Origin of the sequence: Streptosporangium sp. NPDC000563, assembly GCF_040299985.1 — a bacterium.
In the GTDB taxonomy this organism is placed as follows: Bacteria; Actinomycetota; Actinomycetes; order Streptosporangiales; family Streptosporangiaceae; genus Streptosporangium.
The window spans coordinates 75132-87739 of sequence record NZ_JBEPDA010000016.1; the positions used below are offsets into that span (position 1 = coordinate 75132).

At 67.8% G+C, this 12608-nt stretch carries 12 protein-coding genes; 8 read left to right on the forward strand and 4 right to left on the reverse strand.

The features are described from left to right. Nucleotides 1-104 precede the first annotated feature (104 nt). Nucleotides 105-395 (forward strand): FitA-like ribbon-helix-helix domain-containing protein, encoded by a 291-nt coding sequence (locus ABT352_RS28640; protein ID WP_350948048.1) that lies wholly within the window; start codon nt 105-107, stop codon nt 393-395. 4 nt (nt 396-399) lie between these two features. Next, nucleotides 400-846 (forward strand): type II toxin-antitoxin system VapC family toxin, encoded by a 447-nt coding sequence (locus ABT352_RS28645; protein WP_350948049.1) that lies wholly within the window; start codon nt 400-402, stop codon nt 844-846. 150 nt (nt 847-996) lie between these two features. Here the strand turns inward: ABT352_RS28645 and ABT352_RS28650 are convergent, their stop codons facing one another. After that, a complete protein-coding gene (locus ABT352_RS28650; protein WP_350948050.1) occupies nt 997-1929 on the reverse strand; it encodes a LysR family transcriptional regulator in 933 nt (310 codons plus the stop codon). A gap of 114 nt (nt 1930-2043) precedes the next feature. On the opposite strand from ABT352_RS28650, the gene ABT352_RS28655 reads away from it, so the two are divergent. Further along, nucleotides 2044-2928, forward strand: coding sequence for an SDR family oxidoreductase (locus ABT352_RS28655; protein ID WP_350948051.1), 885 nt, complete (start codon nt 2044-2046; stop codon nt 2926-2928). Between the two features lie 412 nt (nt 2929-3340). Then, a complete protein-coding gene (locus tag ABT352_RS28660; RefSeq protein ID WP_350948052.1) occupies nt 3341-4258 on the forward strand; it encodes a TIGR03619 family F420-dependent LLM class oxidoreductase in 918 nt (305 codons plus the stop codon). A gap of 46 nt (nt 4259-4304) precedes the next feature. On the opposite strand, the gene ABT352_RS28665 is transcribed toward ABT352_RS28660, so the two are convergent. Beyond that, nucleotides 4305-4781 (reverse strand): ATP-binding protein, encoded by a 477-nt coding sequence (locus ABT352_RS28665; protein WP_350948053.1) that lies wholly within the window; start codon nt 4779-4781, stop codon nt 4305-4307. Between the two features lie 230 nt (nt 4782-5011). Between ABT352_RS28665 and ABT352_RS28670 the strand changes: the two genes are divergently transcribed. Together ABT352_RS28670 and ABT352_RS28675 are read left to right on the forward strand one after the other, a co-directional pair. After that, nucleotides 5012-6583, forward strand: coding sequence for an NsdA family TPR-like regulatory protein (locus ABT352_RS28670; RefSeq protein WP_350948054.1), 1572 nt, complete (start codon nt 5012-5014; stop codon nt 6581-6583). A 115-nt stretch (nt 6584-6698) separates the two neighbouring features. Beyond that, nucleotides 6699-7121, forward strand: coding sequence for a hypothetical protein (locus ABT352_RS28675; RefSeq protein ID WP_350948055.1), 423 nt, complete (start codon nt 6699-6701; stop codon nt 7119-7121). An 8-nt stretch (nt 7122-7129) separates the two neighbouring features. Here ABT352_RS28675 and ABT352_RS28680 read toward each other — a convergent pair whose 3' ends face one another. Both ABT352_RS28680 and ABT352_RS28685 read right to left on the reverse strand, forming a co-directional pair. Next, nucleotides 7130-9124: a hypothetical protein gene (locus ABT352_RS28680; protein ID WP_350948056.1), complete on the reverse strand. Its 1995-nt coding sequence runs from the start codon at nt 9122-9124 to the stop codon at nt 7130-7132. 199 nt (nt 9125-9323) lie between these two features. Then, entirely contained in the window at nt 9324-9803 is a 480-nt protein-coding gene (locus tag ABT352_RS28685; RefSeq protein WP_350948057.1) for a MarR family winged helix-turn-helix transcriptional regulator, read from the reverse strand. A gap of 84 nt (nt 9804-9887) precedes the next feature. Between ABT352_RS28685 and ABT352_RS28690 the strand changes: the two genes are divergently transcribed. After that, nucleotides 9888-10775 (forward strand): alpha/beta fold hydrolase, encoded by an 888-nt coding sequence (locus tag ABT352_RS28690; protein ID WP_350948058.1) that lies wholly within the window; start codon nt 9888-9890, stop codon nt 10773-10775. A 213-nt stretch (nt 10776-10988) separates the two neighbouring features. Next, a complete protein-coding gene (locus ABT352_RS28695) occupies nt 10989-12485 on the forward strand; it encodes an amidohydrolase (protein WP_350948059.1) in 1497 nt (498 codons plus the stop codon). The last annotated feature ends 123 nt before the right edge of the window (nt 12486-12608 follow it).

A 12608-nucleotide genomic window follows, 5' to 3' on the forward strand; every position in this document is an offset into this window, starting at 1 on the left:
CGGCCGCTGTCCCGCCCGGCGGGATACCGGATCACGACCGCGAAAGCGTGTCCCTCGACGGCGAGTGATATCACTTTCAAGGCTTTAATTGATATCATCGATGAATGAAGCAACTCCTTCTCCGCATCGATGACGATCTTCATCGCCGCATAACGCGAAGGGCCCGCCGCACCGGCCGATCCATCAACGCGACCGCCGGGGAGATCCTCGCCCACGGCGTCTCCGACGAGGCGCTGGACGCCCGGGCGGAGCTTCGTGCCCGAGCGCGAAGGCTCGGAGTGCTCGCCGAACGACCCCCTTCCCCTCCCGTGACCGAAGCCGACCGGGAGCGAGCGCTCGCGGCCACCGAGGGCGCGGGACCGGTCCTCGACGACCTCTGGGCGGAAGGCCGCTGACCTCGTGCTCACCTACGTCGATTCCTCGGTCCTGGCCTGCGCCTACCTCCGCGACGAACCCGGTCACGACCGGGCCAGGGACCTCCTCGAAGACCCCGAACACCTCCTCGTCACGAGCACCTTGACCGTGGTGGAGGTGACCGGGGTGCTGGTCCGCGCCTCTCGCGCCAGGCGGCTGCTGGAACTGGACACCAGACTTGCCGTACTGGCGGCGGACCTTGGAGAGGACGGCCCGGTCACGTTGCTGAGCGCTCCCCGTGACGCCGTGGAGCGCCGGGCGGTGGAGATCGTCTACGCCCATGCCCTTCGTGCGCTCGACGCCATGCATCTCGCCACCGCGGAGTTGGCGGCCGTGCCGCTTCTGGAGGAGCCGGGGGACAAGCTCGGCTTCGCCAGTCGTGACACCGCGCAGAGCGAGGCCGCCGCGGCGCTTGGTTTCACCTCCGTCTAGTACTCCGGTGACACCTCGGGATCATGGTTGGGATCTGCGCCGGTAGTGGCAGCGGTGGTCGATCAGCTCGACAAGGGCTTGCCGGTCCTGCTCGGAGAGGCTTCGAGAAGGTGTGGCTGCGCAGCACCGGCAGCGGCGGCGTGACGTACGTCATTCACCCGCCGGACCACCCGCCGCCTCCGACGACCTCAGGGGTGCCCGCGAACCGGTGAGCAGCGCCCTGGCGGATTTGCGGAACGCCGACACCAGGCGGTTGCGGTCGCCGGCCCGGGTCGCCAGCACGACGGGGCTCGGCTCGACGCCCTCCAGAGGGATCGAGGTGATGTCCGGTCGGAGGTTGACAAGGGGCGGGCCGCCTATGATGGCCACCACCTCCCCGGCGGCGATCAGCTCGGCCTTGTCCTCGATGTCGGTGATGACGGGGCCGTCGGGGGCCGGGCGGCCGTCGGGCCTGGGATCGATGCGCCAGTACGCCTCCCAGGCCGGGTCCGGGTCGGCCAGTCGGGGCAACGGCTCGTCGGCGATGTCGGCGAGCGTCACGGATCCCCTGCCCGCCAGGCGGTGGTCGCGCGAGAGCAGCAGCACACGCGGCTCGCCGTACAGGATCGTCACGTCGAGCCCGTCGGTCGCCAACGGCAACCGGGTCACCACCGCGTCCGCACGGTAGTCGAGCAGAGCGGGGCGCGGCTCGTTCCAGGCCACGTGTGAGGTGCGCACGTCGGCATCCGGATGCAGGCGGCGCAGCTCGCGCACGGCCGGCGTGACGATGAGGCCCATCGTGTACCCGATGGTGATGCGGCTGGGCCGAGCGGCGGCGCGGGCCTGCGCCGCCGCCTGGGCGGCCGCGTGCAGCAGTGTCTTCGCGCGGGGCAGGAAGACCTCGCCGGCCTCGGTGAGTCGCGTGCCCTGCGGGGTTCGGTCGAGCAGGATGGCGCCCAGTTGCCGCTCAAGGGCGCGGATCTGCCGGCTCAGCGACGGCTGGGTGATGTGCAGGGCCTCGGCGGCGCGGCCGAAGTGCCGGTGCTCGGCGACGGCCGTGAAGTAGCGCACGAGCCGCAGATCGAGATCGGGCGACTGGGGCATGCCCGCAGCCTACTGCGGTGATGCCTGAAACGTATCGCCCGATGAGCGACAGGCTTTGGACGCCGCACGGCACCGGCTCCGACGATGGGAACACCGCTGAAGAAGGAGATCATCATGCGTGTTTTCGTCACCGGCGCCACGGGTTTCGTGGGGTCCGCCGTCGTACGTGAGCTCATCGAGGCCGGGCATCAGGTGGCCGGTCTGGCCCGTACGGATGAGGCCGCCGCCGCGTTGAGGGCCGCCGGAGCCGAGCCCCACCCCGGTTCGCTCGACGACCTCGCCGGCCTGCGCGACGGGGCCGCCGCCGCCGACGGCGTCATCCACCTGGCCTTCGTGCACGACTTCGCGAACTTCGAGGCCGCCAACCAGACCGACCGGCGAGCCATCGCGGCGCTCGGCGAGGCGTTGGCGGGGTCCGGCCGGCCGCTCGTGGTCACCTCGGGCACCGGCCTGCTCCCGCCCGGCCGCGTCGGCACCGAGAAGGACGAGCCGGGGACGCATTCGCCCCGAGGGGCGGCCGAGCAGGTGGCGCTGTCGTTCGCGGAGCGCGAAGTGCGGGTCTCGGTAGTGCGGCTGCCGCTGGTGCATGGAGAAGGTGACCCGGGGTTCGTCGCGGCCGCGATCGGCATCGCCCGCGCGAAGGGCGTCTCCGTGTACGTGAGCGACGGCGACCCCAGGTGGCCGAGCGTGCACCGGCTGGACGCCGCTCACCTGTACCGGCTGGCCCTGGAGGAGGCTCCCGCGGGCGCGCGGCTGCACGCCGTCGCCGAGGAGGGTGTGCCGGTACGCGACGTCGCCGGCGTCATCGGGCGCCGGCTCGGCGTGCCGGTGACCGCGATCCCCGCGCGGGAGGCGGGCGAGCACTTCGGCTGGCTGGCCCCCTTCGTCACGCTGGACATGCCGGCCTCCTCCGCCCTGACCCAGAAGCTGCTGGACTGGCGTCCCGGCCTACCCGGGCTCATCGCCGATCTGAACGCGGGACACTACTTCAAGAGCTGAGCCCGCAGCTCCGCCGGTCACTCCTGCCCGGTCCTGACCGGCCGGCAGCAGAACGCGGCGATCGGTACCTACGTGCGCCGGCGCAACGCCCGAGCCCAGCCCAAGACGAACTTCGCCGCCGGCTCACCCATCCGCAGCTGGAACAGTTACCCGACCAAGGTTGCGTGACGGGCCACCAGAAGACCAAGGAACGCCCCGGTCGTGCTGCCCCGAGGAGACATCACATCAAGGTCTTAAGTGGGCTTTTAGGGCCCGGAGGCCACACTCCAACCCGATTGCAAATCATGTCCAAGAGGTGTCGCCTAACGTCTCCCTGGACGTTAGACCGGGAGCGTCCGGGTATCGAGACGCGTACGCAATATGCGCCTCAGTCCCTCCCGGCTTTCCATGGCGAAGTATCAAGGAGCAGCTCATGCAGATCGGATATACAGTCCCGCAGTACGGCGCCTTCGCCGACCCGGATTTCATCCGGCAGGCCAGCGCGGATCTGGAGGCCATGGGTTACAGCAGCCTGTGGGCGGGTGATCGGATCATGGTGCCGCTCGAACCCAGCGACCCCTACCCGGGAGGAGACGGCGAGATCCCTCCGGCCTTCGCGACGTTCTTCGACCCGCTGACCGCGTTGACACTCGCCGCCGTCAGCACTCGGGAGGTCCGGCTGGGAACCAGCACGCTCAACGCGCTGTGGCAACCGCCGGTCCTGCTCGCCCGCATGCTGACCTCGCTCGACCTGCTCAGCCACGGACGGCTGGACGTCGGCATCGGTCTCGGATGGCTGCGTGACGAATACACCGCGACCGGGGTGCCCTGGCAGGGGAGGGGAGCCCGGCTCGAAGAGACGCTCGACGTGATGGAGGCCGCCTGGAGCAGTGAGGTCGTCGAGCACAAGGGTGCGCTGTGGACCGTGCCGCCGTCGCACATCGACCTCAAGCCCTTCCAGCGGCCGCGCCCCCCGATCCTGCTCGCCGGTTACACGCCCTCGTCCATGGAGAGGATCGGCAGGCGAGCCGACGGCTGGCTGAGCGCGGCGATACCCATGCCCTATCTGACCTCCCTGTGGGATATGGCGCTGCAGACCGCGGCACGCGTCGACCGGGACCCGTCGGCCCTGCGAATGGTGGTGCGCGTCAATCCGAAGATCACCGATTCTCCCGCGCCCGACGACCAGGTACCGCACGTCGGAACCGTGCGGCAGATCGGTGACTACCTGCTGACCCTCGCCGAGGCCGGTGCCCACGAGGCGTTCGTCGACCTGCAGACGACGACGTCCTCACGCGATCAGTTCATGGACGTCGCGCATGAGCTCATCACCAGGCTGAACGCCGGCTGAGAATTCGAACTCCGAGCAGGCCCCAGTGCTCATGACGGCCCGCTCGTCATGAGCACTCGGGGGATGCGGGGTGCTTCTCGCCGGTGAACTGGGCCCAGACGGCGTGGCCGTGGGACCGGGTGCCCTGGCAGCCGACCCGGGAGGCGAGGGCGACGACCAGGGGAAGACCTCGGCCGCCCTCGCGGAGAAGGGTGGGGTGGAGGAGGGTGGGGACGGCGCCCTGGCCGGAGTCGTAGACCGTCACGCGGGTGACCTCGGGCCTGCGGACGACCTCGACGACGAACGTGCCGTACGGTCGCCCGCTCGCGGTGTGGCGGATCGCGTTGGCGGCGAGCTCGGCGACGACCTGCTCCGCGTCCTGGCCGAAGAGGGAGTCGACCAGGAGAAACCGGACGAAGCGTCGAGCCTCGGGAACCTGACGGGGATGACCGGGGAAGGTCCGCCGCCAGGTCATGCCGCCGGGGCTGAGCCGTACCATCGCCTCGATGAGTTCCGGGGCCACGCCGTCGTGGGCAGCGGTCATGCGCGCTCTCCTGCTCTCCTGGTCAGGGGAAAATCGTTGGCAGAACAGTGGCCCGGCGCTCCCGCGCGGTAGCCCTCCGGGACGCCGCCGATCGGATACTCCGCGCACAGTGGCGCTGACCTGCGAGAACGCCGCATTCAACGGTCGAGGATCCCCACTTCCCTCGCAGGCTGTCATTCTCCGTGACCACAGGCATACGATCCGTGTGTATTCGGGGAAGGGAGTCGAGGATGCCCGGAGAGGGATACCGGATCCTGCTGGGATGCAGGCGGCGCAGCGAGGTGCTGCGGGCCTGCCGCCTCACGTTCGACCAGATCGCCGGGGTGTTCGCCCTCGATCACCAGGTCAGCCCGTTGCGCCTGTACCGCTACGCCCACGGTCGCACGGCGGGCGACGTGGTGGCCGCCTACAACGACCTCGACCCCGCGGGCACCGCGACCCTGCGCGCCGCGCGCTTCTACGACTACGAGGCATGGCCGCAGGCCGGGCGACGTCCCGGTGCCGGGGCGATCGCCATCTTCGCGCGTATCTACCAGACCACCGCCCGCCGCCTGGTCACCGACGAGGTCTACGCCTCCTACGGGGTACGCGACCGTGACCTGATCGACCAGACGGATCACCGTCACCTCGACGCGCACTACCGCCGCGAGGTGTCCGCACCGGCCATCCCGGGAACCAAGGGAACGAAGGCACTTCCCCCACTCGTTCCCGCGCCCACCCTCTGCGCCGACCTGCTGCGCGCGGTCGGCGCAGAGGAGGCCGACGTGAAACGCCGCGAACTGCTCTTCGAACTCGCCCTGCTCCTGGGCGGAACCCCGGCCCTGGGCCTGCTGCGCCACCTCACCCCACCGGAACGGGAACGCCTGGCAGTCGCCGCCCGCCACCAGCACCCGATCGACGCGGCCACCATCGACGTGCTGGAGCGACTCACGGCCCGGCTGTGGGCCATGGACGAGGCATCCGGCCCCCAGCGGGTCCTGCCGATAGCCGAGGCCAAGCGCGTCATGGTCGACGACCTGCTGAAACGGGGCTCTCTCACCTCACCCCTGCGCGAGCGGCTGCTGCGCCTTTACTGGAGCCTGAGCCACATGACGGGCTGGTGTCACTTTGATTTGAGGGACTACGCCGTTGCTGCTCGTCGGTATGCCGAAGGGCTGACAGCGGCCCACGAACTGCGTGCTCCTGCCCTCCTTGCTCATCTGCACGGGCTGGCGGCCTACATGGCGCTTTATGAAAAGAAGCCCACGGTGGCCATGGACCACGTCTTCGCCGCTGAAGGCTGGGCCAGAGAGAGCGGCAACCCCCTACAGCAGGCGGCGACCTCCATCCAGGTGGCTCGGGTGATCTCCAGCACCAGGCGAGACCACGGCGGGCTCCGACTCCTCGATCGCGCCACCGACCTGGCGGGCGCGAAGCCAAATGATCCGAACCTCCGTCACCTGTTCTGGCTCACCCAGGATCGCGTCGCTTCCTACGGTGTGTTCTGTCTCCTTGAACTCAAGCAACCAGACCGGGCGATAACCGAAGCCGAGCGGCGGCTCGCCAGGATGGGGGCCGACTCTGTTCGGGAACGGGGCATCCTGCAACTGGAATACGCAACCGCCTTGATCCAGAAGCGCGAGATTCCCGAGGCTGTCGCGGTGATCGGTCAGGCCACGAACATCATCACGACTCACAGCTCCGAGAGGCTCGCGAAGTCCGTCCGACAGGTGCGCGCCCGGCTTCAGCCATGGGCGGAGAGCAGACATGTTCGAGATCTGGACGAGCGACTACGTTCTCTGGCCATCGTGAGTGACGTTTAAGGAATTCTGCCTGGAAATTTCATAACTCTCGGACATCATGGGAGCTAAGTGATGTCGGCCGACGTGGACGGTGAGATTCGTGGCGCATCCTGCATTCGCTCGTATCGGGTCAGCTATGGTCGCTGCCCTGGGAGTGCTGGCCCTGGGGGCGTGCTCCTCCGATCCTCCAGGGCCGACGGCGGCGCAGGCCGAGATGACACTGAAGGCGGACATCGACTGGTTGATGAATCTGATTCAAGCGGAAGATGTCAAAGTGACAAATGAAGGTGGCAGGAACATTCCTTGCGGGGAAGGTAAGTCCAAGCGGACGTATGGAATTACTGGAGTGAGCACATCCAGTGTGGATGATCCGGTAGGTACGCTCAATCTGTTGGCCGGCGGCCTGATCAAGCGAGGCTATAAAGTCGCTTCTGCTGATCCGGTGGCGCCGCGTGACGAGCTGGTCAAGAAAGAGTCGTACGTTAAAGTGGTGACCACTTCGCCCAAAGAAAAAAACTTCGTTCTCTCCGGGGAAACCGAGTGTCTAAGAACCTCTTGATACTGTCGTCACCCCCATGGTGCGGGGTTATCCCTGGTTTTTCCCTTTGCGCCGGTGAAGAGGAGGTCGATTTCTGCTGCGGCTTCTCCGGCTGTGCTTTTGTCTCCACTTCCCGAGCCGTTGCTGATCAGCCAGTTGGCAAGGTTCTTCAGTGCCTTCGGATCCTTTGCCAGCGTGCCGAAGGGGAGGAGGTTCCCATTGGCTCCGGTGATGGGTGGATCGCTGAAGGCGGGGTCGCTGGGAGGCACCTTGTACGAGAACCCGTAGCGCTTCAGCTCGTGAAATATCCAGTATTCGCTGCCCAAGGTGGCCAGGCGGTTGCTCTCCTTGAGCTTGTCCAGGCGGGTTCCTTCGATGTCCTTGTGCGAGTCGATGGTCTCGCTCGCGGTCTTGCTGATCATCAACCAGATCAGCTCGTCGGCCCCGTCCATCTCGACGAGAGGACCCGAGAGGTCAAACAACGCGGCACCCCCCTCCCCGATGCCGAACCCTACGAGGTCGACGCCCAGGCCCAAGAGGAAGAAGATTCGGTCCCGCACCTTCTGGTCGTACTCATCCATTTTCCCCTGGACTTCGTTCGCGGCGGCGATCTGCATTCCTGCCAAATAGCCCAATCCCATGAAAGCGCGCCCCATGTATTCAGTGTTCTTTCCCTGGTCCTTTGCTGCGGCCGAGTCCATGAGATGTCTGGAGAACTTCCCCATCCCCTCCGTGAATGGCTTCATCCGCTCTACGGAGTCGGCAAATGTCTTCATGAACCGATAAGTGTCGCCTGGACTGAGAACGAACTTCGGTTTGAGTCCCAGAATGAGCGTGTCTGTCTTGTCGAAAACGCTGTCCTTGGTTCGGTTGGCGTCCCGAAAGCTGGCGCCCTCGATCATTTCGGCGGGGTAGGCGCCCGCGAGCATCGACATGAAGATTCTCGCGCCCTTCGCCACCTCCATCGGCTGCCCCTCCGGATTGCGGAAGTCCGCTTCCGTCCGGAGATTGCCCATGGTCGTCATGGCGTTGAAGGCGAATCGCACCGCCTCGGGGCCAGGGGAGCGCTTCTCGAAGACACCGGCTCCGGCGGCGAGCATCCGGCCGAACTCCGCCTCCGGGGCGAAGGCGATCTCGTCGTGCTCGTTGGTGTAGAGGGCGACCTCCCGGTTGAGTGCGGAGAACAGGTCCTTGCGATCTTCGGGAGACATGCCGTTGAACAATGCCCTGGCCGTTTCCGGATTGTTGGCCAGAGCGGACAGGAAGTGGCTCAGGTCGGCGGCCTGGCGGGTGAAGGCCCCGGCGCCGGGGGATCTCTGGGTGAGGGGACGGATCACCTTAGCGAGCCACGTGAAGGGGAACCTGCCATGGCCGAGCACCAGGCCCAGGTTGCCCGCCTGTATCTTCCTGAGGTTCTCCGGCTCCCAGGACGGGCCGAGCGTTTTCGGGCGCCGGGCCACCGCCGTGGCGAGGGCCTCTCCCATGGTCTTCCAGTGCTTCTTGGCGGATTCTCCGTGGTAGTCGTTCAGTTTCCTGAGCGCGGCGGCCGCGCCCTTCGGGCCGAGGGTGGCGAAGAATCCCGCGGTGAAGTCGGGGTCCTGCCGCCTCTCGGCGAGTTGGCCGAAGATCCCGTCATAGAGTTTCTTGGAGGAATAGGGAGTCGGGTGCCCCTGGGCGGCGAGGGTCTCCGCGAGCTGCCTGCCCTCGTTGGTGGCGAGAGCGGATCTGGCCAGGGTCTTCTCGTCGAAGGCGATGAGTCCTTCGCGCCCCGGTCCCGGCGTGAGGCCCGGCAGACCAGGACCGGTCAGGCTTGGGGCCCAGTTCGTCAGGAGGTCGGGCTCCTGGATCAGCTGGTTTCGTCTGCGCAATCGCGGGATCTCCTGGTCCAGCCAGCCTTCGATCTCGCGGATCGGCAACGCCGCGGACCGGTCGGCGTCCACCGAGGAAAGCAGCCGGAGGATCGCCGGGAGCTGCTCACCTATCACCTTTCGCGCATGCTCCAGTGAGGCGATGAATTGTTCCATGAGCTCTGGATTGATTCCAGAGTATTCATCCGGAGATGACCCGTTTTCCGATGGAGCAGGCGAGCTCGGTCCCATATCGAAAGTCTCCCGCCGAAGGCAATCCCCGATTTTACTTTAGGCGTCCGGATCGCAGCCGGATAGGAATTTGATTGTTCGGGAGCCTTGGGAGTAGCGGTCTCGGTGGGGGTGCCTTCGTCGTCTAGATCGACTCGCCGAGGTCTTGGGCAATCCAGCCGGGGGTGTCGAAGCGTATGGGCATGGCGCCCACGAGGGCGGTCAGGTGTGTCTCAAGGGCCGCGAGTTCGGCGGCGCCGATCTGCTGTTCCCACTGATCGCGTAGCTCGTCGAAGATCGCTTCGCCTTGTCGCAGCACGTCGAAGCCGAGCGCGGTGACCTGAAGGCGTTTGCGGCGGGCGTCGAGGGGGTCCGTGTCGCGTGTCACGTATCCGCGTTCCTGCAACACCGAGATGGTCCTCGCCGCCGACTGCTTGGAGATCGACAGGCGGCGACCCAGTTCTGAGGCGCTGTCGGCTCCCGCGGCGATGGCCCGCATGGCGAAGTCATGGATGGGACGTACGTCCTCGTAGCCGCGCCGGGCCAGCTCGGCGATCGCCGCGTCGACGAGTGTGCGGAAGCCTCCGAGCAGTAGCAGTGCCAAATCGGCGCCAGAGCGGGACATGGGAGCAGGCTACCGCAGCGTTTGGACAAACGACAGTCTGGGTGTCTATTATTCGACACCCAGGCTGTCGAATTAGGGAGAGGCATGCCCCTCACACCGGTTGGTCCCACCGCCCCGGAGATCACCCACCACCGCGTCGCGGTCAACGGAACCACCCTGCACTACGTGGCCGCGGGAACCGGTGGATCGCCGATCCTGCTGGTCCACGGCTTCCCCGAGACCTGGTGGGCCTTCCGGAAGCTCATCCCGCTGCTCGCGGTCGACCACCGCGTTTTCGCCGTCGACCTGCGCGGCTTCGGCGACTCGGACAACGGGCCGGGCGAGTACGACAGCAGGACCTCGGCAGAGGATCTGCACCTGCTGATCGCACGACTCGGCGTCGGAGCGGTCCACCTCACCGGACAGGACATCAGCGGGGCGACGGTCTTCCGCCTGGCCACCACCCATCCGGAAGATGTGCTCAGCTTCACCGCCATCGAGATGGGGTTGCCTGGGTTCGGCCTTGAAATGCTGGCCGACGTCACTCACGGCGGTGCCTGGCACATCGGTGTTCTCGTCGCGCAGGGCATTCCCGAGATGCTGCTCGTCGGCCGTGAACGCGAGTTTCTCGGCCAGTACGCATTCCCCGGCATGAGCGCGACTCCGGGCGCGATCACCGACGCCGACATCGACGAGTTCGTCCGCACCTATGCGCGCCCTCATGGCTGGCGTGGAGCGATCGGTCTCTACAGGTCGATGCTGAAGGACGGCCCTGAAATCAATGCCCTCGCGGAGAGCCCTGGGCTGAGTGCGCCCGTGCTCGCGGTCGGCGCGGGCGGAGGCTCGTTCACCGCCGACACCATGTCCCGGGCCGCGTCGACCGAGGTCAGCTCGGTGTCACTCGACGGCGTCGGTCACTACGCCGCGATGGAAGCCCCCGAAGAACTGGCTAAGGTCATCCATGACTTCGCCGCAGGTGTCGACGCCGCCTGACCATCGTGCCTGGACGGTCGCCTGTATCGAGCCCTCGGGGGAATAGGCAGGGGAAAGTTCGTCCCTGAGTCTCCGATTTCGCCGTTCTGGTATTGAAAATTTCTGCTCCGCTGAGCTGTCGACGCCGCTGCACGGCAACCACCACACCGGCGGAGTCGGTACCCGTGATGAACGAGAAGAAGGACCGGCCGACCGTCCGCCTAAAGTCGGTCCATGTCCACTTCTTCCTCCTTCCGCTTGCTGCTGCGCGACGTACGGATCGGTCCCGGAGGGCCGCTCCGCCATGTCCTGATCGTCGGCGGCCGGGTCGCGGAGGTGGCCGCGGAGCCGCCCCCCTGCGACGAGTCGGTCGACGTCGAGGGCGGCACCCTCCTGCCGGGGCTGTGGGACGCGCACGTGCACTCCGTACAGTGGGCGCAGGCCCGGCGCAGGATCGACCTCACCTCGGCGCGGTCGGCGCGGGAGGCGGTCGATCTCGTCGTCTCGCGGGCGGACACATCCGGTACGCCTGTCGCGTTCGGCGGGTCCGGTGCGTCCGGGTTCACGGTCGGTTACGGCTTTCGCGACGGCCTGTGGCCGGACACGCCGCACAAGTCGCTGCTCCAGGCGGCGGCACCCGACCGCCCGATCGTCCTGGTCAGCAATGATCTGCACACCGCCTGGTTCAGCCCGGCCGCGCTGGCGGTGGTCGGCAGGGGCGAGCACCCGACGGGGGTGCTGCGCGAGCGCGACTGCTACGACGCGATGGCGGAGATGCCCCCGCCGCCGCAGGACGAGCTGGATCGCTGGGTGGCCGAGGCCACCACCGCGGCCGCGGCGAGGGGCGTCGTGGGCGTGCTGGACTTCGAGTTCGCCGACAACGTCACCGACTGGACCCGGCGGGTGGGGGCGGAGCGGATCGACGTCCGGGTCGGCTGCTCGATCCCGGTGAACCGGCTGGAGGAGGCGATCGGCCGCGGGCTGCGTACCGGCGATCCCGTCGCCGGCGTGGAGGGCTTGCTGGAGGTCGGGCCGGTCAAGACGTTCGTGGACGGGTCGCTGAACACCAGGACCGCCTACTGCGAGGACCCGTACCCCGGCGGCGAGGCGCGCGGGCTGCTGGAGACGGCGCCCGAGGAGTTGTACGGCGTGATGGCCCTGGCGGCCGGGCACGGGATCGACCCGGCGGTGCACGCGATCGGCGATCTGGCGGTGGGCATCGCGCTGGACGCCTTCGAGCGGGTCGGCTGCCCGGGGCGGATCGAGCACGCGCAGCTCGTCCGCCCCGAGGACTTCGGGAGGTTCGCCAGGCAGGGTCTGGTCGCGGGCGTGCAGCCCGCCCACGCGCCGGACGATCGCGACGTGGCCGACCTGCACTGGCGGGGACGGACCGGCAGGGCCTTCGCCTACGCCGACCTGCTGGCGGCCGGAGCGGTCGTCGAGCTGGGCTCCGACGCCCCGGTGGCGCCGCTCGACCCGTGGGACGGGATCGCCTCCGCCGTGGCCAGGACCGACGACGAGCGGCCGCCGTGGCACCCGGAGCAGGCGATCCCGCTGCCGGTGGCACTCGCGGCGTCGGCCAGGGGACGTACGGGGGTGCGCCCGGGAGACCCCGCCGACCTGGTGATCACCGAGTACGATCCGGCCGGGCTGGACGGAAACGGCCTGCGGCACATGCCGATCCTCGGCACCCTGCTCGGCGGCCGCTGGACCCACCGCCGCTCCATCTGACCGGACTCGCGGGCGATCGCGCCGCGTCCGCTCCATCTGATCGGCTCAGCGGACGATTGCGACAGGGCCGCTCCATTCGACCGGCCCTGCGGGCGATCGCGCCGCGTCCGCCTTCCGCCGTCA

Excerpts from the sequence above, each read along its gene's own strand:
- ABT352_RS28650 (WP_350948050.1), bottom strand. The coding sequence starts at position 1,929 with ATGCCCCAGTCGCCCGATCTCGATCTGCGGCTCGTGCGCTACTTCACG.
- ABT352_RS28695 (WP_350948059.1), top strand. The coding sequence starts at position 10,989 with ATGTCCACTTCTTCCTCCTTCCGCTTGCTGCTGCGCGACGTACGGATC.
- ABT352_RS28680 (WP_350948056.1), bottom strand. The coding sequence starts at position 9,124 with ATGGAACAATTCATCGCCTCACTGGAGCATGCGCGAAAGGTGATAGGT.
- ABT352_RS28640 (WP_350948048.1), top strand. The coding sequence starts at position 105 with ATGAAGCAACTCCTTCTCCGCATCGATGACGATCTTCATCGCCGCATA.
- ABT352_RS28675 (WP_350948055.1), top strand. The coding sequence starts at position 6,699 with ATGGTCGCTGCCCTGGGAGTGCTGGCCCTGGGGGCGTGCTCCTCCGAT.
- ABT352_RS28655 (WP_350948051.1), top strand. The coding sequence starts at position 2,044 with ATGCGTGTTTTCGTCACCGGCGCCACGGGTTTCGTGGGGTCCGCCGTC.
- ABT352_RS28660 (WP_350948052.1), top strand. The coding sequence starts at position 3,341 with ATGCAGATCGGATATACAGTCCCGCAGTACGGCGCCTTCGCCGACCCG.
- ABT352_RS28665 (WP_350948053.1), bottom strand. The coding sequence starts at position 4,781 with ATGACCGCTGCCCACGACGGCGTGGCCCCGGAACTCATCGAGGCGATG.
- ABT352_RS28685 (WP_350948057.1), bottom strand. The coding sequence starts at position 9,803 with ATGTCCCGCTCTGGCGCCGATTTGGCACTGCTACTGCTCGGAGGCTTC.
- ABT352_RS28690 (WP_350948058.1), top strand. The coding sequence starts at position 9,888 with ATGCCCCTCACACCGGTTGGTCCCACCGCCCCGGAGATCACCCACCAC.
- ABT352_RS28670 (WP_350948054.1), top strand. The coding sequence starts at position 5,012 with ATGCCCGGAGAGGGATACCGGATCCTGCTGGGATGCAGGCGGCGCAGC.